General features: G+C 37.1%; 22 protein-coding genes and 1 pseudogene. 19 read left to right on the forward strand and 4 right to left on the reverse strand.

The window, feature by feature from the left end; translation table 11 throughout:
* Nucleotides 1-140: 140 nt before the first annotated feature.
* The 9 genes from ACSG5Z_RS09040 to murC all read left to right on the forward strand — a co-directional run bounded on the left by ACSG5Z_RS09040 (nt 141) and on the right by murC (nt 11,216).
* Nucleotides 141-650 (forward strand): DUF84 family protein, encoded by a 510-nt coding sequence (locus ACSG5Z_RS09040; RefSeq protein WP_435711326.1) that lies wholly within the window; start codon nt 141-143, stop codon nt 648-650.
* 83 nt (nt 651-733) lie between these two features.
* Nucleotides 734-1,048 carry a thioredoxin family protein gene (locus ACSG5Z_RS09045; protein WP_000838193.1) on the forward strand — a complete coding sequence of 105 codons (315 nt, stop codon included), beginning with the start codon at nt 734-736 and terminating at the stop codon, nt 1,046-1,048.
* Between the two features lie 78 nt (nt 1,049-1,126).
* A complete protein-coding gene (locus ACSG5Z_RS09050) occupies nt 1,127-1,939 on the forward strand; it encodes a DUF1444 domain-containing protein (RefSeq protein ID WP_000784602.1) in 813 nt (270 codons plus the stop codon).
* The gene (ytpR, locus tag ACSG5Z_RS09055) at nt 1,936-2,550 is read left to right on the forward strand and encodes a YtpR family tRNA-binding protein (protein WP_147786591.1); all 615 of its coding nucleotides are present in this window, start codon (nt 1,936-1,938) and stop codon (nt 2,548-2,550) included. Before ACSG5Z_RS09050 ends, ytpR begins: the two co-directional genes overlap by 4 nt.
* 194 nt (nt 2,551-2,744) lie before the next feature.
* Nucleotides 2,745-3,089 carry a thiamine transporter gene (locus ACSG5Z_RS09060; protein ID WP_087984841.1) on the forward strand — a complete coding sequence of 115 codons (345 nt, stop codon included), beginning with the start codon at nt 2,745-2,747 and terminating at the stop codon, nt 3,087-3,089.
* Between the two features lie 38 nt (nt 3,090-3,127).
* Entirely contained in the window at nt 3,128-4,084 is a 957-nt protein-coding gene (locus ACSG5Z_RS09065; protein WP_097889186.1) for an N-acetylmuramoyl-L-alanine amidase, read from the forward strand.
* A gap of 155 nt (nt 4,085-4,239) precedes the next feature.
* On the forward strand, nt 4,240-8,472 hold the full coding sequence (locus ACSG5Z_RS09070) for a DNA translocase FtsK (RefSeq protein ID WP_435711327.1): 4,233 nt from the start codon (nt 4,240-4,242) through the stop codon (nt 8,470-8,472).
* Nucleotides 8,473-8,533: 61 nt separating this feature from the next.
* On the forward strand, nt 8,534-9,652 hold the full coding sequence (locus tag ACSG5Z_RS09075) for a nicotinate phosphoribosyltransferase (protein ID WP_000658380.1): 1,119 nt from the start codon (nt 8,534-8,536) through the stop codon (nt 9,650-9,652).
* Between the two features lie 253 nt (nt 9,653-9,905).
* Nucleotides 9,906-11,216, forward strand: coding sequence for a UDP-N-acetylmuramate--L-alanine ligase (murC, locus tag ACSG5Z_RS09080; protein WP_435711328.1), 1,311 nt, complete (start codon nt 9,906-9,908; stop codon nt 11,214-11,216).
* A 55-nt stretch (nt 11,217-11,271) separates the two neighbouring features.
* On the opposite strand, the gene ACSG5Z_RS09085 is transcribed toward murC, so the two are convergent.
* Nucleotides 11,272-11,934 (reverse strand): HAAS signaling domain-containing protein, encoded by a 663-nt coding sequence (locus ACSG5Z_RS09085; RefSeq protein ID WP_435711329.1) that lies wholly within the window; start codon nt 11,932-11,934, stop codon nt 11,272-11,274.
* Entirely contained in the window at nt 11,931-12,275 is a 345-nt protein-coding gene (locus tag ACSG5Z_RS09090; protein WP_088610262.1) for a PadR family transcriptional regulator, read from the reverse strand. Before ACSG5Z_RS09090 ends, ACSG5Z_RS09085 begins: the two co-directional genes overlap by 4 nt.
* Before the next feature lie 145 nt (nt 12,276-12,420).
* On the opposite strand from ACSG5Z_RS09090, the gene ACSG5Z_RS09095 reads away from it, so the two are divergent.
* The 5 genes from ACSG5Z_RS09095 (at nt 12,421) to ACSG5Z_RS09115 (ending at nt 14,567) form a co-directional block, all read left to right on the forward strand.
* Nucleotides 12,421-12,969, forward strand: coding sequence for a GNAT family N-acetyltransferase (locus ACSG5Z_RS09095; RefSeq protein WP_147786594.1), 549 nt, complete (start codon nt 12,421-12,423; stop codon nt 12,967-12,969).
* Nucleotides 12,966-13,457 carry a GNAT family N-acetyltransferase gene (locus tag ACSG5Z_RS09100; RefSeq protein ID WP_435711330.1) on the forward strand — a complete coding sequence of 164 codons (492 nt, stop codon included), beginning with the start codon at nt 12,966-12,968 and terminating at the stop codon, nt 13,455-13,457. The genes ACSG5Z_RS09095 and ACSG5Z_RS09100 overlap by 4 nt, the downstream gene beginning before the upstream one ends.
* Before the next feature lie 76 nt (nt 13,458-13,533).
* Nucleotides 13,534-13,938, forward strand: a complete 405-nt coding sequence (locus ACSG5Z_RS09105) for a PH domain-containing protein (RefSeq protein WP_435711331.1) — start codon at nt 13,534-13,536, stop codon at nt 13,936-13,938.
* Nucleotides 13,935-14,117, forward strand: a complete 183-nt coding sequence (locus ACSG5Z_RS09110) for a hypothetical protein (protein WP_435711332.1) — start codon at nt 13,935-13,937, stop codon at nt 14,115-14,117. Before ACSG5Z_RS09105 ends, ACSG5Z_RS09110 begins: the two co-directional genes overlap by 4 nt.
* A gap of 15 nt (nt 14,118-14,132) precedes the next feature.
* Nucleotides 14,133-14,567, forward strand: coding sequence for a hypothetical protein (locus ACSG5Z_RS09115; protein ID WP_435711333.1), 435 nt, complete (start codon nt 14,133-14,135; stop codon nt 14,565-14,567).
* Between the two features lie 39 nt (nt 14,568-14,606).
* On the opposite strand, the gene ACSG5Z_RS09120 is transcribed toward ACSG5Z_RS09115, so the two are convergent.
* A complete protein-coding gene (locus tag ACSG5Z_RS09120; protein WP_046956172.1) occupies nt 14,607-15,722 on the reverse strand; it encodes an aminopeptidase in 1,116 nt (371 codons plus the stop codon).
* A gap of 187 nt (nt 15,723-15,909) precedes the next feature.
* Between ACSG5Z_RS09120 and ACSG5Z_RS09125 the strand changes: the two genes are divergently transcribed.
* The 5 genes and pseudogenes from ACSG5Z_RS09125 (at nt 15,910) to ccpA (ending at nt 19,466) form a co-directional block, all read left to right on the forward strand.
* Nucleotides 15,910-16,422, forward strand: a complete 513-nt coding sequence (locus ACSG5Z_RS09125; protein ID WP_048531826.1) for a DUF948 domain-containing protein — start codon at nt 15,910-15,912, stop codon at nt 16,420-16,422.
* Entirely contained in the window at nt 16,422-16,748 is a 327-nt protein-coding gene (gene ytxJ, locus ACSG5Z_RS09130) for a bacillithiol system redox-active protein YtxJ (RefSeq protein ID WP_046956174.1), read from the forward strand. Before ACSG5Z_RS09125 ends, ytxJ begins: the two co-directional genes overlap by 1 nt.
* Nucleotides 16,749-16,865: 117 nt before the next feature.
* Nucleotides 16,866-17,882, forward strand: coding sequence for a CamS family sex pheromone protein (locus tag ACSG5Z_RS09135; RefSeq protein ID WP_435711334.1), 1,017 nt, complete (start codon nt 16,866-16,868; stop codon nt 17,880-17,882).
* Between the two features lie 52 nt (nt 17,883-17,934).
* Nucleotides 17,935-18,042, forward strand: a pseudogene (locus ACSG5Z_RS09140) (bifunctional 3-deoxy-7-phosphoheptulonate synthase/chorismate mutase); the annotation flags it as partial.
* A gap of 425 nt (nt 18,043-18,467) precedes the next feature.
* Nucleotides 18,468-19,466, forward strand: coding sequence for a catabolite control protein A (gene ccpA / locus ACSG5Z_RS09145; protein ID WP_001103309.1), 999 nt, complete (start codon nt 18,468-18,470; stop codon nt 19,464-19,466).
* Nucleotides 19,467-19,500: 34 nt separating this feature from the next.
* On the opposite strand, the gene ACSG5Z_RS09150 is transcribed toward ccpA, so the two are convergent.
* Complete coding sequence (locus ACSG5Z_RS09150; protein WP_137012498.1) at nt 19,501-19,863, reverse strand: DUF4288 domain-containing protein; 363 nt, start codon at nt 19,861-19,863, stop codon at nt 19,501-19,503.

Below are 19,863 nucleotides of genomic sequence, written 5' to 3' on the forward strand. Positions count from 1 at the left end.
CCAATAATATTGCGGAAAGCCATCTTCTTTTATAGGTAGAAGGGATTCCACTGTGGTGTGTGATAGTGGTTGGTACTTAATTTGTGCCGAAGCGGATATTGGATGGAACAAAATGATGAATTTTTATAGAGGTGAACGAAATGAAAGTAGTAGTTGGATCGAAGAATAAAACGAAAGTTGGTGCTGTGGAGAAGGTTTGGAAAGATGCTACAATTACATCTCTTTCTGTTCCTTCAGGGGTAGCAAATCAGCCGTTTACAGATGAAGAGACGATGCAAGGAGCGGTTAATAGAGCGAAGCGAGCGCTAAAAGAAGGAGAAGCTCAAATTGGTATTGGATTAGAAGGTGGCGTAATGAAAACGGAGCACGGTTTATTTATGTGTAACTGGGGCGCGCTAGCAACAAATACCGGTAAAACATTCGTTGCAGGCGGTGCACGTATTAAGTTACCAGATGATTTTTTAGCACCTCTTGAAGATGGCAAGGAGTTAAGTGAAGTGATGGAAGAGTTTGTACAAAGAAAAGATATTCGTAGTCACGAAGGTGCTATCGGTATTTTTACAGATGATTATGTCGACCGCACGGAATTATTTGTACACGTTGTTAAGTTACTTGTTGGGCAATATAAGTATGACGAAAAGCAAGCATAAACCTTGCACCATGCGCGATGTATGGTAGTATAAAAGAAAGATTATAACATGAAAAAGTGCACTCGTTAGAGGAGGAAATATAGATGAAATCATTAGAAAGCATGGAGCAATTCCAACAATTGAAAAATGAAGAGAATGTAGTCTTTATGTTCTCAGCAGAATGGTGCCCAGACTGCCGTTTTGTAGACCCGTTTATGCCAGAAGTAGAAGAGAAATATAGTGATTTCTCATTTTACTATGTAGATCGTGATGAGTTTATTGATCTATGCGTAAAATTAGACGTATTTGGCATTCCGAGCTTTGTAGCGTACAATAAGGGTGAAGAAACAGGTCGCTATGTAAACAAAGATCGTAAAACACAAGAGCAAATCGAAGAGTTCATTGAAGGTTTAAAATAAGGCAATTTGCCAATTGAATTGTAAAACAACCTCTACCTTCGCGGGGGAGGTTATTTTTTTGGAAGGGAGGAAAAAGAGATGAAGATGACAAGTAAAAAGATGAAAGACGAGTTAATGAAGAAATTATCTCGCCCAGAATGGGACTTTCAGTATGATAGCGAGAAAGAAGTTCTACGTATAGAACAGAAAGACTCGAAAAAAGGTATTAACGTATCGCTTCCAGGAGTTGTGGCAAAATGGGAAGTGAATAAAGAAAAAGCAATTGAAGAGGTTGCTTATTACGTACAAGAAGCGTTAATTGCGATGCATAAAGAAGAAAATAGCGCAGCGAAAATTTTACCTGTTATTCGCTCTACTTCTTTCCCGAAACAAGCAGAAGAAGGAAATCCGTTTATTATGACGGATCATACGGCGGAAACACGTATTTACTACGCGTTAGATTCGAATAAAACGTATCGACTCATTGATGAGCGTCTATTACAAAAATTAGAACTTACAGAGCAACAAGTGCGTGAGATGGCATTATTCAACGCTCGCTCATTAGGTTATGAATTTAAACAAGAAACAGTAGCAGGGAATACATTCTACTTTTTAAACACAAATGATGGGTATGATGCGACGCGTATTTTAAACGAATCGTTACTACAATCGATGCGTGAAAAGATTTCTGGTGACATGGTTGTTGCTGTTCCTCACCAAGATGTATTAATTATTGCTGATATCGTCAACGAAATCGGTTATGATATTATTGCACAAATGACAATGAAATTTTTTGCCGAAGGGCATGTTCCGATTACATCACTTTCATTCGTATATGAAGATGGAGACTTCGAGCCAATCTTTATTTTAGCGAAGAATCGGAAGAAGACAGATGGAAAAGAGAAAGGATGAACGAAGTGAACGTTTTTTACAACCTTGAAGGAATTGGTGACACTCTAATTGTTGCCTTACAAGATATTACTTTAGAGAACCGTACTTTTGATCGCAAAGGAGATGTTGCACGCGTATACGATCGTGAAAGCAATGTAACAGCAGGATTCAACATCTTTAATGCGTCTTCTTACTTAGAAGTAAAAGAAACAGGTAACCTAACATTAACGAAAGAATTTGTAGAAAAAATCAACGGGATTTTAGCGAAGAACGGCTTTGAAGAAACAGTAGAAGCAGATCTTTCTCCAAAATTTGTTGTAGGCTATGTAGCTGAAAAAGAGAAGCATCCAAATGCTGATAAGCTAAACATTTGTAAAGTAGAAATCGGTACAGAAACATTACAAATCGTATGTGGCGCACCGAACGTTGATGCAGGACAAAAAGTTGTCGTTGCAAAAATCGGCGCTGTAATGCCAAGCGGTATGTTAATTAAACCAGCTGAACTTCGCGGTGTTCCTTCTTCTGGAATGATTTGTTCAGCACGTGAATTAGAGCTTCCAAATGCTCCACAAGAAAAAGGTATTCTTGTATTAGAAGATAGCTTTGAAGTTGGACAAGAGTTCAAATTTTAATTGATGTAAGAAAAGAGAGGTTGTCCTTTTGGACAGCCTCTCTTTTCTGTTGAATCATTGATATATTGCGAGTTGTGACAGATATATTCAAAAAATCGTTCATATGATAAGGATGTCACCTTTTTTCTCAAAAACTATATTGTATTTTATAAACAAACTAGTTAAAATTTAGAAAAATAGAAGGGGATAGACGTATGAAACAACAACTAAAAATCGCAGAACTTCTGAAACGAATTGAAACTTCAAAACAGCAAGATATCGAACTAGGTTCCTATGAAATATATGTGTTTAGCGAAAATGAATTAGAAAAAGGACAAATCGGTTATCGATATGATAAACATAAAAATTCATTAATAAGTGAAGAACATGGAAAATGGAAAGAAGAATGGATTGTTATCGGATATGAAACAGATATGGGGGATCCGATTTTCGTAAATGTGGCTGATGGTGCGTATTTAGTTTATACGGCAGAGCGTGGTACAGAAACATGGCAACCCGTTCATATTGGAAATATGGATGAGATTATAAAACAATTATAAAAAACTTTGAGACCGGTGCAAAGTGATGGGAGAAACACATGAAGTATATAAAAATAATGAGCATGATTGTATTCATTGGAATATATATGGGAGGTTGTTCGCAAGAAGAGCCGAAAAAAGAAGTAACATCTTCTATGCAGGAAAAAAAACAAGATAACAGGGAAGACGCACCGGTAGAAAAGCAGCAAGAAGAACAAGAAAAGAAAGAAGAACCGCAAGCAGTTCAAACGAATGAGCAAGTGGAGCAGAAGCAGGAGGAAGTGCCGGCCGAGGAAAAGAAAGAGGAAGCTACGCCAGCGCAGCCAACAGAGCAACCGCTGCAAAATAATGAACAAAAAGTAGAGAGTAATGAAAAACAAGGAAAGTTTCTTGTTGTTATTGATCCGGGGCATCAACAAAAAGCAAATTTAAATTTGGAGCCGATCGGGCCAGGAGCAACGACGCAAAAATATAAAGTGACAGATGGTACAACTGGTGTTGTGACGAAAAAAAGAGAGGCTGTTCTTGTATTAGAAATGGCTTCCGTATTAAAAGAAAAGTTAGAAGCAAAGGGAATACAAGTATTAATGACGAGAACGTCACAAGATGTGGATATAAGTAATAAAGAACGCGCGACATTTGCGAATGATCATAAGGCGAATTTATTTTTACGTCTTCATGCAGATGGCTCTGAAAATCCGAATCAAAGTGGATTTGCTGTATTAACGCCGGCAGAAGGAAGTCCGTACACGAAAGAGATTTATGCTGAAAGTCTTCAAATCTCTCAAACGATTGTAAATAAAATGAGAGAGAATCATCAAGTGAAAGTAAATGGAATTAAATTCAGGGATGACCTTTCTGGATTTAATTGGGCAAAGGTTCCTGGCGTACTATTAGAACTTGGATTTATGTCAAATTCTGAAGAAGATAAAAAATTATCTGACCCACAGTATGTAAATTCTTTATTGCAAAGTGTAACGGATAGTGTAGATGAGTATCGGAAGAGTAAAGCTTAAACGCAGTCTTACATGGAAGGCTGCGTTTTTCCATATGAAAACACTCGTAAATTAGAATGTTATGGATAAATATGACATGCTTAATTTTACCTGCACTTTTTGCCGAATGCTGATACAATAAAGGATGTTACTATTTAGTAGAAAGAGTGGTAAGCATGTTAGATTGGATGAAAAAGCTGTTTAACAAAGAGGAAGAACAAACAGCGATAAATAAAGAAGTACCAAAGCAAATCGAAAGTCAGCCGAAGATCCCTCGTGTAAACCACTACACTGAAGCAAGAGAAGCACAAATGGCAAGTCGGAATGCAGGTAAATGCCGTTTTCCATTAGTACCGGATAATGGGTTCGATGAAGAGGATGTTATAGCAACAGGGCATTTTGAAAAACAACCTGTTCAAGTTGTAACATATGAAAATCAGCCTACTCAAAGAGGGGTCAAAGTGGAAAGAAGTAGACGACAGTATGTGGAAAAGGTAGTTTCTACATATGAAGAGCCGGCAGTACAATATGAACCGGAGAGAGAGCCTGTCGTAAAGAAAGCATCTGCACCTTCGCAAGAAAGTAACCGTAGACCATTTCGTCCAACAGAAATGATCTCGCCAATTTACGGATATAATCGTCCTTCTGTAGAGAAAAAGGAAGAAAAGCAGAAGGAAAAAAAGGAAAGAGAAGATCTTGAAATATCTGTAGAGGGCAAATCAGTCGTTGATGCATGGTTAGAGAAAAAAGGATATACATTATCTGATTTCTCAGAAGGACAAGCAACGAATTCTTCCAGTCATGAAGGTGTTGATCAGCGAGATCAACAAAGTAAAAAGGAAGAAAAGTCAGTTGTCGATCAATGGCTAGAGAAAAACGGTTATGAAACTGAACGCCAAGAGCCTATAGTAGAAGAAAAAGAAGTGGTTCAAGAAATTAGTGCACAGCAGGCAGTTCCAGCGGGTGAAGTACCTCATCAAACAATTGCTGAGCGTATGGAAGATGCTAAGCAAGAAAGTGATGTAGTGGTCAAAAACATTCTACAAACAGAATTAGTAGATTCTAAAGTAGAGCACGAGGATACAATATTATCAGAAGAAACTAAACGTAATACAGAAATAGAACAACCTACTATTGAAGTAGAAAAGCAAGCTCCAGAAGAATCAGTGATTGTCAAAGCAGAAGAAAAACTTGAAGAAACAATCATCGTGGAAATACCAGAAGAAGTGGAAGTAATTGCAGAAACAGAAGAGTCAGAAGAAGTGGAAGTAATTGCAGAAACAGAAGAGTCAGAAGAAGTGGAAGTAATTACAGAAACAGAAGAGTCAGAAGAAGTGGAAGTAATTACAGAAACAGAAGAGTCAGAAGAAGTGGAAGTAATTGCAGAAACAGAAGAAGCAGAAGAGCTAGAAGAAGTGGAAGTAATTGCGGAAGCAGAAGAGTTAGAAAAAGTGGAAGTAATTGCAGAAACAGAAGAGTCAGAAGAAGTGGAAGTAATTGCGGAAGCAGAAGAGTTAGAAAAAGTGGAAGTAATTGCAGAAACAGAAGAGCCAGAAGAAGTGGAAGTAATTGCAGAAACAGAAGAGCTAGAAGAAGTGGAAGTAATTGCAGAAGCAGAAGAGCTAGAAGAAGTGGAAGTAATTGCAGAAGCAGAAGAGCTAGAAGAAGTGGAAGTAATTGCAGAAGCAGAAGAGCTAGAAGAAGTGGAAGTAATTGCGGAAGCAGAAGAGTTAGAAGAAGTGGAAGTAATCGCGGAAGCAGAAGAGTTAGAAAAAGTGGAAGTAATTGCGGAAACAGAAGAGTCAGAAAAAGTGGAAGTAATTGTAGAAGCAGAAGAGTTAGAAAAAGTGGAAGTAATTGCGGAAACGGAAGCGCCAGAAGAAGCAGAACCTGTAGCACTTGAGGAAACACAGCAAGAAATGGTTTTAAATGAAGTAATTGAACAAACGAATGAATTCATACATGTTGCAGAGGCTGAAGAACAAGCGAAGAAAGATGTTCAAAGCTTTGCGGATGTTTTAATTGCGGAAGAACAACGAGTTGTAGAAGAAGCACCGATTGCAGAAGGACAACAAGTTGTAGAAGAAGCGCCGATTGCAGAAGAACAGCGAGTTGTAGAAGAAGCACGGATTGCGGAAGAGCAACGAGTTGTAGAGGAAGCACCGATTGCAGAAGGACAACAAGTTGTAGAAGAAGCACGGATTGCGGAAGAGCAACGAGTTGTAGAAGAAGCGCCGATTGCGGAAGAACAACGAGTTGTAGAGGAAACACCGGTCTCAGAAGAGCAACCAATTGTACAAAAAGAAGAACCAAAACGTCAGAAAAAGCGCCATGTCCCATTTAATGTTGTTATGTTGAAACAAGACAGAACGCGATTAATGGAAAGACATGCGGCTAGAGTAAATGCAATGCAACCTTCTATGAGTGAACGAGTAGAGAATAAGCCTGTCCAACAAGTGGAAGAAAAGCCAATGCAGCAAGTAGTAGTGGAACCACAAATGGAAGAAAGACCAATGCAACAAGTGGCAGTAGAACCACAAGTGGAAGAGAAACCAATACAGCAAGTAGTGGTAGAATCACGAGTGGAAGAGAAACCAATGCAGCAAGAGGTAGTAGAACCACAAGTGGAAGAAAAACCAATGCAGCAAGTAGTGGTGGAATCACAAGTGGAAGAACGTCCAATGCAGCAAGTAGTAGTGGAACCACAAGTGGCAGTAGAACCACAAGTGGAAGAGAAACCAATGCAGCAAGTAGTGGTAGAATCACGAGTGGAAGAACACCCAGTGCAACAAGTAGTAGTAGAACCACAAGCGGAAGAGAAACCAATGCAGCAAGTAGTGGTGGAATCACAAGTGGAAGAACGTCCAGTGCAACAAGTGGTGGTAGAGCAAGTACAAAAGCCAACTTCAAGTACGGAAGTACAAGAGAAAGCATATGTTGTAAATCAAAGAGAGAACGATATGCGAAATGTATTGCAAACACCACCGACATATGCAATTCCGCCATTAACATTGTTGTCAATTCCGCAGCAGGCAGCGTTAGATAATACGGAATGGTTGGATGAACAGAAAGAATTATTAGATACAACATTTAATAATTTCCACGTTGGTGCACATGTTATTAACGTATCGCAAGGTCCAGCGGTAACTCGTTTTGAAGTACAGCCAGACCCAGGTGTGAAAGTAAATAAAATTACAAACTTAAGTGATGATATTAAACTGAGTTTAGCAGCGAAAGATATTCGTATTGAAGCACCGATTCCAGGGAAGAGTGCGATTGGAATCGAAGTTCCAAATAAAGAAAGTAAGCCAGTATTCCTTCGTGAAATTTTAAGAAGTCCTGTGTTTACAAAGAGCGAATCACCGCTTACAGTTGCGCTAGGACTTGATATTTCAGGCGATCCAATTGTAACGGATATTCGAAAAATGCCACATGGACTTATTGCGGGTGCAACGGGTTCTGGTAAAAGTGTGTGCATTAACGCAATTTTAACGAGCATTTTATATAAAGCGAAACCGCATGAAGTGAAGCTAATGTTAATCGATCCGAAGATGGTTGAGCTTGCACCATACAATTCTGTTCCGCATCTTGTAGCACCTGTTATTACGGATGTAAAAGCAGCGACAGCTGCATTAAAGTGGGCGGTTGAAGAAATGGAGCGTCGTTATGAATTGTTTGCGCACGCTGGTGCTCGTGATTTAACTCGTTATAATACGATTGTAAGTGGGCGAGAAATTCCAGGAGAGACATTACCTTATATCGTTATTGTCATTGACGAGTTAGCCGATTTAATGATGGTAGCACCTGGTGATGTTGAGGAAGCGATTTGTCGTATTGCGCAAAAAGCACGTGCTTGTGGTATTCATTTATTAGTAGCAACGCAGCGTCCGTCTGTAGATGTTATTACAGGTTTAATTAAGTCAAACATTCCAACGCGTATTGCATTTACTGTATCATCTCAAGTTGATTCGCGTACGATTATTGATATTGGGGGCGCGGAGAAATTACTTGGCCGTGGTGATATGCTATTTTTAGGGAACGGTACGTCTAAACCAGTTCGTGTACAAGGTGTATATGTATCGGATGATGAGATTGAGAAAACAGTTGATCATGTGAGAAAGCAAATGAAGCCGAATTACTTATTTAAGCAAGAGGATTTATTAGCGAAAACAGAACAAGCTGAATCGGAAGACGAATTGTTCTTTGATGCATGTCAATTTGTTGTAGAACAAGGGGGAGCGTCCACATCTTCTGTACAGCGAAAATTCCGCATCGGTTATAATCGCGCGGCACGTCTCATTGAAGAGATGGAATCGCAAGGGATTATTTCTGAAGGAAGAGGAACGAAACCGAGAGATGTCCTTATTTCTGAGGATGAATTCGCTGCTATGCAGGAAACAAATGTATAGTAAACGGTTTTGCTGTATACTAATAGAAAATGTTGGATAGTAAAGTAGGGAGTAAAGCGACATGAAAGAAATTGAATTAAAATTAAAAGGTGAAATAAATAGACTAACAAATAGAACATTTAAATTTGACGAACGTGTTGGAGAAGGTTGGTTCTCTGCCGTTTACTTTTTAAAGACTAGAGAAATCATTGAAGAATTTCGCCCGAAAAGTGTTGTGACGATGCAATTTTTCCAAAAGGAAAATGCAGTTCTTTGCGGAACAGATGAAGTGATTGCGTTGCTACAAACATTCGCCAAAAATCCTGAGGAACTTGAAATTAACTCTTTAAAAGATGGCGATAATATTAGTCCGTTTGAAACAGTGTTAACAATTCATGGTCCTTATGAAAATTTCGGATTTTTAGAAGGTGTCATTGATGGGATTTTAGCCCGTCGTACATCAGTTGCGACAAACGTATATAACGTTGTCCAAGCTGCGCGTAGCGTAGATAAAGAAAAACCAGTTATTTTCATGGGAGATCGTGACGATCATTATACGCAACAAGCTGGTGACGGTTATGCAGCATACATCGGAGGTATGAGCGCACAAGCGACGCATGCGATGAATGAATGGTGGGGTAGAAGTGGTATGGGGACAATGCCTCACGCATTAATTCAAATGTTTAATGGTGATGTTGTGGAAGCGGCAAAAGCATATCATAAGAAATTCCCAGAAGATGAATTAGTTGTATTAATTGATTACAATAATGATGTCATTACAGATGCACTTCGCGTAGCGCGTGAATTTGGATCAACATTAAAAGGTGTACGTGTAGATACGTCGCGCACGATGATTGATCAATACTTCATTCGCCACCCAGAAGTACTTGGAACATTCGATCCACGTGGTGTAAACCCATCGCTTGTATTCGCACTTCGTAAAGCACTTGATGAAGAAGGATTCCAGCATGTAGACATCGTTGTAACTGGTGGATTTGATGAGAAGCGTATTCGTGAATTTGAAGCTCAAAACGTACCTGTTGATATATACGGAGTAGGAAGTAGCTTATTAAAAATGAATATTGGCTTTACTGGTGATAACGTAGAATTAAATGGAAAACCAGAAGCGAAAGCTGGTCGTAAATATCGTCCAAACCCACGTCTAGAGCGTGTTCAATTAGAAAAAAGAGAAGATATGTAAAAGAGAGAAAAACTGATAGGTGATTGACCCTATCAGTTTTTCTGTTATCATAGTATAGCGGCTTCTTTTTTGCTATAATGGATTTGTTATGGACATAAAAAAGAAGTACGTACGAGTTTATCCTGATAAGTGAAGGGAAAGAATAACTTCACTACATCAAAAATGTATGATGATTACCAAAATAAGAAAAGATTCATATACTGTCTTATAGATAGGCCGTTGTATTAGTTCGAAATGTTGGAGGTTCTTTAAGATGACAGTTTACCATTTTGTAGGAATTAAAGGAACAGGAATGAGTTCATTAGCTCAAATTCTTCATGACATGAAGCATACTGTTCAAGGGTCTGATTATGAAAAGCGTTTCTTTACACAAATAGCGTTGGAAAAGCGTAATATCTCGATCCTTCCTTTTGATAAAAATAATGTAAAAGAAGGACAAGTGATTATTGCAGGAAATGCATTTCCTGATACGCATGAAGAAATTGTAGCAGCAAAAGAATTAAACATCCCAGTACATCGTTACCATCACTTCTTAGGTGATCTTATGAACCAATACACAAGTGTTGCTGTAACTGGTGCGCATGGAAAAACATCAACAACTGGTTTGTTAGCCCATGTAATGCAAGGTGCACACCCTACATCTTACCTCATTGGAGATGGAACAGGGCATGGGGTAGAAAATAGTAAGTATTTTGTATTTGAAGCTTGTGAGTATCGTCGTCATTTCTTGTCTTACAATCCAGACTATGCAATTATGACAAACATTGATTTTGATCATCCAGATTATTTCTCAGATATCAATGATGTATTCAATGCATTCCAAGAGATGGCATTGCAAGTGAAAAAAGGTATTATTGCATGTGGGGATGATGAAGAACTTCAAAAAATTCAAGCGAAAGTACCTGTTATTTTCTATGGATTTGGAGAAGATAATGATTTCCAAGCACGTAACATTCAAAAGAGAACAGATGGTACTATTTTCGATGTATTCGTTCGTAATACGTACTATGACACGTTCAAAATTACAGGATACGGCAACCACAGCGTATTAAATGCATTAGCAGTAATCGCGCTTTGCCATTATGAAAACGTTGATGTAGAAGCAGTTAAGCATCAGTTAACAACTTTTGAAGGCGTAAAACGTCGCTTTAATGAAAAGCCAATGGGAGAGCAAGTTATTATCGATGACTACGCACACCATCCGACAGAAATTAATGCAACGATTGAAGCAGCTCGTCAAAAACATCCAGAGCGTGAAGTTGTCGCTGTATTCCAGCCGCATACATTCTCACGTACAGAAAAGTTCTTAGATGAGTTCGCTGAAAGCTTAAGCAAAGCTGACCAAGTATACTTATGTGATATTTTCGGATCAGCGCGCGAAAACAAAGGTGAATTAACAATTGAAGATCTGCAAAAGCGTATTGACGGTGCAGAACTAATTACAGATACAACAACGGATGTATTAAAGAAACATAAAAACGGCGTTCTAATTTTCATGGGCGCAGGAGACATCCAAAAATTCGAAGCAGCTTACGTAAAAGAAGTTCAAGTTGCAGAGAAGTAATAGAAAAGACGCATAGCTGTGGCTGTGCGTCTTTTTTTGTTGTGTTCGATATATTTTAAAAAGCGTTAATCTGTTGATATTGTTTATTCTTTTTGTATAGTTGTTTTAATAAAAAGATATATAGTGAACTAAAAAGTACATATCCGATTAAATAATAGAATGAAAACATATCGAATTGTTTGGTTATCATAATTCGAATCGCGAAGAATGCAAACGGAAGTGCAATTAAAACGCTAGTACTAAAGGAAATCATTGTTTTTAAAAATTTTAATTGCTTTGTATTCCAATGGTTTTCTCTACAGGTGAACCAAATATTGCTTACGATAAAGGCTAATAAAAATGGTAAATTAGCTGAAATATTTATAAAGCCAAATGCGATAGGTACTGATAAAGCAACGAGTGGAGCAACAGATAGCCCTGTAAAGTATTTAATAAATGTATTTGTAGATTGCTGTGCATCTTGAATAACGTCTGTATATTCTCCGGCAATTTCCTTTGCTAATTCTTTTGGAGGAAGAAATTCTTCAATCACTTGTGAAGGGATGATTTCTAATGGTATCCCTTCACTTTCTTTACTTAATGCATTTTCATATAAATCCGATTTGATCTCTAGCACATGTTGTTCTCTTGCTGACGTAGGTAGGTTCATTAAACCTTTATGAAGATCGTGTAAGAAAGAAGTAATGAGTTCATTTGAAAAGAATTGTTCTTTATTCATTTTTTATCCTCTCCTTTAGCTAGTAACATTAGAGCATGATACACTGCATCATAATCATGTAAGCGACTATTTAAAATTTCTCTCCCTTCGTCTGTAATTCGATAGTATTTTCTTTTTGGGCCATCACCGGACTCTTCCCAATAGGAAATAGCCCAATTGTTTTTCGTGATTCGATTTAATATGGGGTAAATCGAACCGTTTGGGATATGAAACACAGGGATATCTTGTAATGCACTTGTAATTTCGTATCCGTACATAGGTTGTTTACTTATTAAAGACAAAATAGCGAGATCAAAAACACCTTTACGTAATTGTATTATAAAATTATCATTTTTTTTCATACCTTAACTATATATGACTCATATCTAGATATCAATCATATATAGTGGTTGTTCATATATAAAATTCAAAAGAAAGTGTGAATATTTAACAATTTACATCTGTAAGTGTTAGAATAATAAGAAAACTGAAAGGGAGCTAAAAAACATGTTCACACTTCGAGTAGACGATGAAATCGAATTACAGTTATTAGAGAAGCATCATAAAGAGGAACTATATCAATTAATAGACCAAAACCGTAATCATTTACGAAGATGGCTTCCTTGGGTAGATGGGATGAAATCAGCTGGTGCGTATGATGAGATTTGTCCGATGTGGTTAAAGAAGTTTGCAGAGGGAGACGGTTTTGAAAGTGGCATACGTTATAAAGGAAAGTTCGTTGGGATGGTAGGCATTCATCCGGTAAGTTGGGGGAAGAAAGCGGCCAGTCTCGGATATTACCTGGCAGAAGATGCTGGTGGGAAAGGTATTATGACGCGTAGCGTGAAAGCTGTACTTCACTATGCATTTGAGGATTTAAAATTAAATAAAGTGGAAATTAGATGCGGTGTTGAAAATGTGAAAAGCCGCGCTATCCCAGAGCGTTTAGGTTTTAAGTTAGATGGTATTTTAAGAGATGATGAATGGCTATATGATCATTTTCACGATATCGCTGTATATAGTTTACTAGCTTCAGAGTGGAAGGAGATTCGATGAACGAGAAGATACGTATTATTCCGTATGAAAGTACGTTTCAAGATGAAGTAGTAGATCTTATCGTGCATATTCAGCAAAAAGAGTACAATGTCCCCATTACGAAAGAAGAGCAGCCAGACCTGCTTGAAATAGAAACATTTTATCAAAGGAATCATGGAAACTTTTGGGTAGCAACTTATGATGATAAAGTAGTTGGAACAGTAGCTTTATTAGATATTGAGAATCAGCAAGTAGCGCTAAGAAAAATGTTCGTAAAAAAAGAATTTCGCGGAAAAGAATGGGGCGCATCACATAAGTTGCTCCAAACAGCAATTTCGTGGGCTGAGAATAAAAAGCTGAAAGATATTTACTTAGGAACGACAGTGAAATTTTTAGCAGCACATCGCTTTTATGAAAAGAAGGGTTTTCAAAGTGTGGATATAGAAGATTTGCCAAAAAGTTTTCCAGTGTTACAGGTGGATAAGAAATTCTATAGATATATTGTTTAAGAAGGTCATGTAGAAATGGCCTTTTTTATGAACTAAAATGGAAAAAGTGGTATAATTTGGGGTAGGGGGTGCGTGTATGAACATTCCGATTCAAAGAAGTAAATCGGTAGTAATTTTCGTTTGTCTCACGTTAGTTTTTATGTTCGTATATCCACTTGTCATGATTATCTCAAATAAAGAGCAGTGGATGTCAGCGTTAATTGGAATGGGTTTATGTTTCCTTGTAAATGTACCACTCGTTTGGGAAGTATTTATTAAAAAGCATCAAGTAGAAAATGGTGTATTAAAGTACGGTATTTTAAATGACGATATCGTATTGAAAGAGATACGAATTATTCGTCAAGTTGGGAAATCCCTTGAAATTACGACGAATGCATACAAAGTACATATGGTTGCAATGCCGCAACATATGAATGAATTTTTGGCGCTTATCGAGAAAGAGAACCCAAATGTGAAAATAGAAATGGTAGGTAAGAAATGAAATATGTAAAACCTTTATTCTGTTTAGAAATTTTATTTGTGCTTGTTGGTTGCACTAGAGTATATATGAAATGGGATCTGCCTCTATATGTACCGATATTAATAGGTACTATCGCAGTGGCGCTGTTATATTATTTTCATTTTCAGCAAACAGAAAACGAAAAAAGTAGCTCTATGTAATTAGGAGGATTAGAAATGAAAAAAGTCTTTATGTTATTTTTACTTCTGCTAACCGCATCCGTTCTTTTAATAGGGTGTGGTGCGAAGAAGGAAAAGGCTGATATGAACTTTGATAAGGCACAAAAGGTTGAGATTGAATCACTTACGGATTCAAGTGAGAAAAAAGTAATTACTGATAAGAAAGAAATTGAAAAGCTGTTTGAAGTCATGAAAATGGATAAGTGGGAAATGCAGTCGGCTCCTTTAGATACTCCGCAAGGGAAAACATTTAAAATATACCAAGAGGATACAAAAAAATTATCGGAGTCGAGTAATGATAAAAAAGAGTTACATGAAATTGGTACGATGACAGTATATAAAGATGTCCCTTATGTCGAAGTGGAAATGAAAAATAAGAAAATGAGTTTTAAAGTGCCAGAAGATGTGGCGAAAGATTTATTAAATTATTAATAAAAAAACGCTCGGAGAACATTCCGAGCGTTTTTATTATTATTTTAAGTTCTCTGGGTTTAAAGCTTCTAGTTCAGATACAACGAAGCGTCCGTCTTTACGGATTAGTACGTCGTCGAAGTAAATTTCGCCGCCGCCGTATTCAGGGCGCTGGATGCATACTAAATCCCAGTGAATGTTCGAGTTGTTGCCGTTCCATGCATCTTCGTAAGCTTGTCCAGGTGTAAAGTGGAAGCTGCCATCGATTTTTTCATCGAATAGGATGTCTCCCATTGGATGTAAGATGTATGGGTTTACGCCAATTGCGAACTCACCAACGAAGCGTGCGCCTTCATCTGTATCGAAGATTTTGTTAATGCGCTCTGTATCGTTTGCAGTTGCTTCAACGATTTGACCGTTCTCAAACTTAAGTTGTACATTTTCAAATGTATAGCCGTTGTAAGGAGATGGTGTGTTGTAAGAAACTGTACCGTTAACAGAATCGCGAACTGGTGCAGAATATACTTCACCGTCCGGAATGTTTAAATGACCTGAGCATTTAATAGCTGGAATGTCTTTAATAGAGAATGTTAAGTCAGTTCCAGGACCAGTTAGACGAACTTTATCTGTTTTATTCATTAATGTAACAAGGCTATCCATCGCCTTATCCATTTTACCGTAGTCTAAGTTGCAAACTTCGAAGTAGAAGTCTTCGAAAGCTTCTGTGCTCATTTTAGCAAGTTGTGCCATAGAAGCATTTGGGTAGCGAAGAACAACCCAGCGCGTTTTCGGAACGCGGATGTCTCTATGAACTTTCTTACCAACTGTTTGACCGTGAATTTGCATTCTTTCACTTGGTACGTCAGCTTGTTCGTTAATGTTATCGCCAGAGCGAAGCCCGATATAAGCGTCCATATCTTTCATTACGCTTGCTTCATATGCAGCGATTTGTTCGAAGTGTTCTTCAGTAGCACCCATTAATAAAGAGCGATCTACTTGATGATCTTTTAAAGAAACGAATGGGAAACCACCAGCTGCATATGCTTCTTTTACAAGTGCAGTTACAAGTTCTTTTTGTAAACCAAAGTTTTCAATTAATACTTTTTCGCCTTTTTGTAAGCGGATAGAGTAGTTAATTAAATTGTATGCTAACTTTTCAATGCGTGGATCTTTCATATGTAAAGCCTCCCTACTAATTATGTATCCTTTCCTATTGTAACCTACTTAGTGGAATTTGTTGAATCATTTATGTTAAAGTTAACGAATAAGTATGAAAATTCTAATGAAAAGATAGGGATTAGAACGAAAAGGAAAATGATTGTATAATAGGGGAAAGTATGAAAAAGATAAAGGAAGTGATGAAATGCAAGTTCTTTTATATGTAAGTGCAGCTATTATCGCGGTTGCTTTCGCTGTATTAGTAGTGTATGTATGCAGAACGTTGTTATCGGTTCAGAAGACGTTAGAAAACGTTGCAAGCACGTTAGAAGGTTTAGAAAAGCAAATGCAGGGGATTAGCGTAGAGACGGAGCAATTATTACATAAAACAAATGCGTTAGCTGATGACATTCAACAGAAGTCACAATCGTTAAATAAAGTAGTATCAGGTGTAGATGGAATTGGAACGACAATCCATTCTTTAAATACGAAACTTCGTAATGTATCAGAGTCTGTTACGGACGAAATTGAAAATAATGCCGATAAAGTAGCGCAAGTTGTACAGTGGAGTAGCGCAGCAATTGAAGTATACAATCATTATCGTGCGTCAAGACAAGAGAAAAAGGTTGAAAAAGAAGAGCGTAAATTAGAAAGACTTGAGAAAAAAGCTGAAAAGAAAGAAAAGCGCTCTAGACTCCGTATGAGAGGTGAATCGTGATGAATATGACAAAAATTGAAGCAATTGAAGAACTTGAAGTATTAGTAGAAAAAAACGAACCTTATGTTCTTTTTAAACATAGTACGACATGCCCAATTAGTCATGGTGCCTATACAGAATTTCAAGCGTATTGCAGTGAAGAAAGAGCGGTACCAGCGTATTACTTATACGTACAAGATGCGAGAGATGTTTCGAATCGTGTTGCAGAACAGTACAGCATTAAACATGAATCTCCGCAAGTGTTATACATAAAAGATGGGATGGTAGTATGGAATACGTCTCATTGGAACATTAAAAAAGACGCTTTAGAAGAGAATATTAAGTAAAAAGAAGCAAGCTAAAGGTGCTTGCTTCTTTTTTTTGTTTTTGTTGAAATATATTTAATGGTACACTGTTATTAGTTCAAATTAAATAATTAGATTGTTGAAAGTAGGTTTTAAGTAATGAAGAAAATGGCATTATCCTTCGCGGTCGTAAGTTTATTACTAGGAGCTTGTAGTAATGATACGATTAGTAAGAAGGATGAAGTTATACAGAAGGATACGAAAGAAAAAAGCATGATTCCGAGAACTGCTGTTTCGAAAGATTATTATAGAACTGTAATTCCTTTAAAAGAACAAAAGGTTATCAATACAGCTAATATAACAACAAATTCTAAATTAGATTTAGCAGAGTATGAAAATGGTTTAATGAATATTGCAAAAGAGCAATTTGATACAGAAAATCATGTACTACAATTAAATCAGTATATTCCGGAGAAGTTAGTTGATGAACTAGTCGCAAAAGTAAAAGCACCCGTTTTGACAAATATTATAGAACAAGACTATTTCGGGAAGCAGAATTCAAATGAATTAAGTTTATCTGGCGTTGTGATCGGTTTAGCCATGTCTTCAAGTGTATCGAATGAAGAAGCTATGTCTAAGGGTACTGAAGTTGCCAAGCAACTTATTGAAGCGATTAATAAAAATGACAAGTATAATAAGTCTCCAATTACGTTTGCTATCTTTAAGCAAGAAAGTACAAGTTCTTTAAAAAATGGAACGTATATTGCTAGTGCTACCGTTCAAAAGAATGATACGAACCTTGGAAATTGGAGTACGATCGATGAACAAGCGTATTCATATCCTTCTGATGAATTTAAACAAGCACATGGAGAAGATAATACAAAAATAACTGACTTTGCTAAGGCAATAAAAGATTTTTCTCCGGCAGATTTTATCCCAGTAAATGCTAAAGTTTCTTACAAGAAAAATCAGATGGATACATTAAATATGAATATCGTTATTAAATATAACGGTAAAACAGAATTAATGGCTCTTACTCAAATGGCTGCTCAAAGTATGTTAGAAAAATTACCTAAAGATGCGAAAGTACAATTGCAGATAAAGTCCGAGAGTAAAATTGAGGCAATTATTATAAAAGAGAAAAACAGCGAAAAACCGTTTGTTTCCTTCTTATAAAAAAAAGACAGTGTTTAAACTGTCTTTTTTTATTGTAAGTGAAAAGGTACGATGGGAAGGAGCGCCGCGTAATACGCTTCCTATATCCGCTGTGCCGATTTTAAAGAAAGCAACACATTTACCTGTCGTTGTCGATGTAACGCATTCTACAGGGCGCCGCACACCTCCAAATCCAGCGCATCAAATGACTACCATTGTCGTTTTCTGTCGGTAAGTCGATATATTTAAAAAATTGCTGATATAATTGGAGTTGTGGTCGATATGTTTGGAAAATCGCCGATATAAATTTCATTTACTATCTACTATCGTATTGCTTAAAATAAGGTTTCTACGTATTGGATATCTATTTTTTTACAAAAAATGCCCTTTTTTTCATAAAAAATACGAAAATACGAGAAAAGAAGCGAATTTTTTTGAAACTTTTGCGGGAAAATATTGTATGAGCCTGCGTTTTTATCGTATCATTAGTAAAAGGAAGAACTCGGGACGATTGGTGGCATCTGCAAATAGAGTTGATGTCTTTTTTTCATTCAAGTAACCGATACATAAAAATAGATAACAAAAATAGAAGGAGTGTGCGATGAGATGAACGTAACAATTTATGATGTAGCGCGTGAAGCAAACGTTTCAATGGCTACCGTATCTCGTGTAGTGAACGGTAATCCAAATGTAAAGCCTACAACAAGAAAGAAAGTATTAGAAGCAATTGATCGTTTAGGGTACCGCCCAAATGCGGTAGCACGTGGACTAGCAAGTAAGAAGACAACTACAGTAGGTGTTATTATTCCTGATATCTCAAATACGTTTTATGCAGAACTTGCTCGTGGAATTGAAGATATCGCAACAATGTACAAATATAACATCATTTTAAGTAACTCTGACCAAAACAAAGAGAAAGAGTTCCATTTATTAAATACGATGCTTGGAAAACAAGTGGACGGAATTGTTTTCATGGGTGAAGATATTACAGACATTCACATTGAAGAATTCAAAAAGTCTCCAGTACCAATCGTATTAGCAGCGTCATTTGATGAGCAAAATGAAACGCCATCAGTAAATATTGATTATACGCAAGCAGCTTACGACGCAATGAAGCACTTTATTGAGCAAGGGCATACGCGTATCGGTTTCGTCTCTGGTCCTTTCATTAATAAAGCGGGAAGCGCGAAGAAGTTACAAGGTTATAAAAAAGCTTTAGAAGAAGCAGGTATTTCATATGATGAAAATCTTATAATCGATGGAGATTACACATATGATTCAGGTATCGAAGCATTCGAAAAGCTTTGGAGCAGTGATGAAAAGCCAACAGCAATCTTCGTATCTTCTGACGAAATGGCACTAGGTGTAATCCATGCAGCACAAGACGCTGGATTAAACGTACCAACTGATGTAGAAGTACTTGGTTTCGATAATACACGCCTTGCATTAATGGTTCGTCCGCAACTTTCAACAGTTGTACAACCAATGTATGATATCGGTGCAGTAGCAATGCGTCTATTAACAAAGTATATGAACAAAGAAAAAGTGGAAGATCACACTGTTATCTTACCTCACCGTATCCAATTTAGAGATTCAACGAAATAAGTATAAAAAAGCTCACAGCAATTGCTGTGAGCTTTTATTCGTATTCAGGGTAGTATGTTTTAACTATTGTATCTACCGTTTCATTTTTTTTAACGTGTAAAAATCTTGCGTACAACTCTGTTCCTGTTTCAAATGAAGTATCATTTAATTCAAATACATGTAGCACTTTTCGAAACTTCCATGTGACTTGTTCACCGTACACATTATCGTACGATTCTTCAGAGTGTATAGCTATTTTTTTGCCTAATTCGTGAGCTTCCTCTAGGTCGTTTGCTTTAACGAGGATAATACTTTCTTCAAAAAGTTTATCGTGATTTTCTTCATAATGCTCATCCACTTTCGTAGGATGAGGCTCACCAGAATGAACAGATTCAAATAATAATTTTACAGCGTACAT

The organism is Bacillus pretiosus, assembly GCF_051294775.1.
GTDB lineage: Bacteria > Bacillota > Bacilli > Bacillales > Bacillaceae_G > Bacillus_A > Bacillus_A wiedmannii.

What these genes read in the sequence shown, in the direction of transcription:
- ACSG5Z_RS09040 (WP_435711326.1), top strand. Translation starts at nt 141, where the DNA reads ATGAAAGTAGTAGTTGGATCGAAGAATAAAACGAAAGTTGGTGCTGTG.
- ACSG5Z_RS09045 (WP_000838193.1), top strand. Translation starts at nt 734, where the DNA reads ATGAAATCATTAGAAAGCATGGAGCAATTCCAACAATTGAAAAATGAA.
- ACSG5Z_RS09050 (WP_000784602.1), top strand. Translation starts at nt 1,127, where the DNA reads ATGAAGATGACAAGTAAAAAGATGAAAGACGAGTTAATGAAGAAATTA.
- ytpR (WP_147786591.1), top strand. Translation starts at nt 1,936, where the DNA reads ATGAACGAAGTGAACGTTTTTTACAACCTTGAAGGAATTGGTGACACT.
- ACSG5Z_RS09060 (WP_087984841.1), top strand. Translation starts at nt 2,745, where the DNA reads ATGAAACAACAACTAAAAATCGCAGAACTTCTGAAACGAATTGAAACT.
- ACSG5Z_RS09065 (WP_097889186.1), top strand. Translation starts at nt 3,128, where the DNA reads ATGAAGTATATAAAAATAATGAGCATGATTGTATTCATTGGAATATAT.
- ACSG5Z_RS09070 (WP_435711327.1), top strand. Translation starts at nt 4,240, where the DNA reads ATGTTAGATTGGATGAAAAAGCTGTTTAACAAAGAGGAAGAACAAACA.
- ACSG5Z_RS09075 (WP_000658380.1), top strand. Translation starts at nt 8,534, where the DNA reads ATGAAAGAAATTGAATTAAAATTAAAAGGTGAAATAAATAGACTAACA.
- murC (WP_435711328.1), top strand. Translation starts at nt 9,906, where the DNA reads ATGACAGTTTACCATTTTGTAGGAATTAAAGGAACAGGAATGAGTTCA.
- ACSG5Z_RS09085 (WP_435711329.1), bottom strand. Translation starts at nt 11,934, where the DNA reads ATGAATAAAGAACAATTCTTTTCAAATGAACTCATTACTTCTTTCTTA.
- ACSG5Z_RS09090 (WP_088610262.1), bottom strand. Translation starts at nt 12,275, where the DNA reads ATGAAAAAAAATGATAATTTTATAATACAATTACGTAAAGGTGTTTTT.
- ACSG5Z_RS09095 (WP_147786594.1), top strand. Translation starts at nt 12,421, where the DNA reads ATGTTCACACTTCGAGTAGACGATGAAATCGAATTACAGTTATTAGAG.
- ACSG5Z_RS09100 (WP_435711330.1), top strand. Translation starts at nt 12,966, where the DNA reads ATGAACGAGAAGATACGTATTATTCCGTATGAAAGTACGTTTCAAGAT.
- ACSG5Z_RS09105 (WP_435711331.1), top strand. Translation starts at nt 13,534, where the DNA reads ATGAACATTCCGATTCAAAGAAGTAAATCGGTAGTAATTTTCGTTTGT.
- ACSG5Z_RS09110 (WP_435711332.1), top strand. Translation starts at nt 13,935, where the DNA reads ATGAAATATGTAAAACCTTTATTCTGTTTAGAAATTTTATTTGTGCTT.
- ACSG5Z_RS09115 (WP_435711333.1), top strand. Translation starts at nt 14,133, where the DNA reads ATGAAAAAAGTCTTTATGTTATTTTTACTTCTGCTAACCGCATCCGTT.
- ACSG5Z_RS09120 (WP_046956172.1), bottom strand. Translation starts at nt 15,722, where the DNA reads ATGAAAGATCCACGCATTGAAAAGTTAGCATACAATTTAATTAACTAC.
- ACSG5Z_RS09125 (WP_048531826.1), top strand. Translation starts at nt 15,910, where the DNA reads ATGCAAGTTCTTTTATATGTAAGTGCAGCTATTATCGCGGTTGCTTTC.
- ytxJ (WP_046956174.1), top strand. Translation starts at nt 16,422, where the DNA reads ATGAATATGACAAAAATTGAAGCAATTGAAGAACTTGAAGTATTAGTA.
- ACSG5Z_RS09135 (WP_435711334.1), top strand. Translation starts at nt 16,866, where the DNA reads ATGAAGAAAATGGCATTATCCTTCGCGGTCGTAAGTTTATTACTAGGA.
- ccpA (WP_001103309.1), top strand. Translation starts at nt 18,468, where the DNA reads ATGAACGTAACAATTTATGATGTAGCGCGTGAAGCAAACGTTTCAATG.
- ACSG5Z_RS09150 (WP_137012498.1), bottom strand. Translation starts at nt 19,863, where the DNA reads ATGTACGCTGTAAAATTATTATTTGAATCTGTTCATTCTGGTGAGCCT.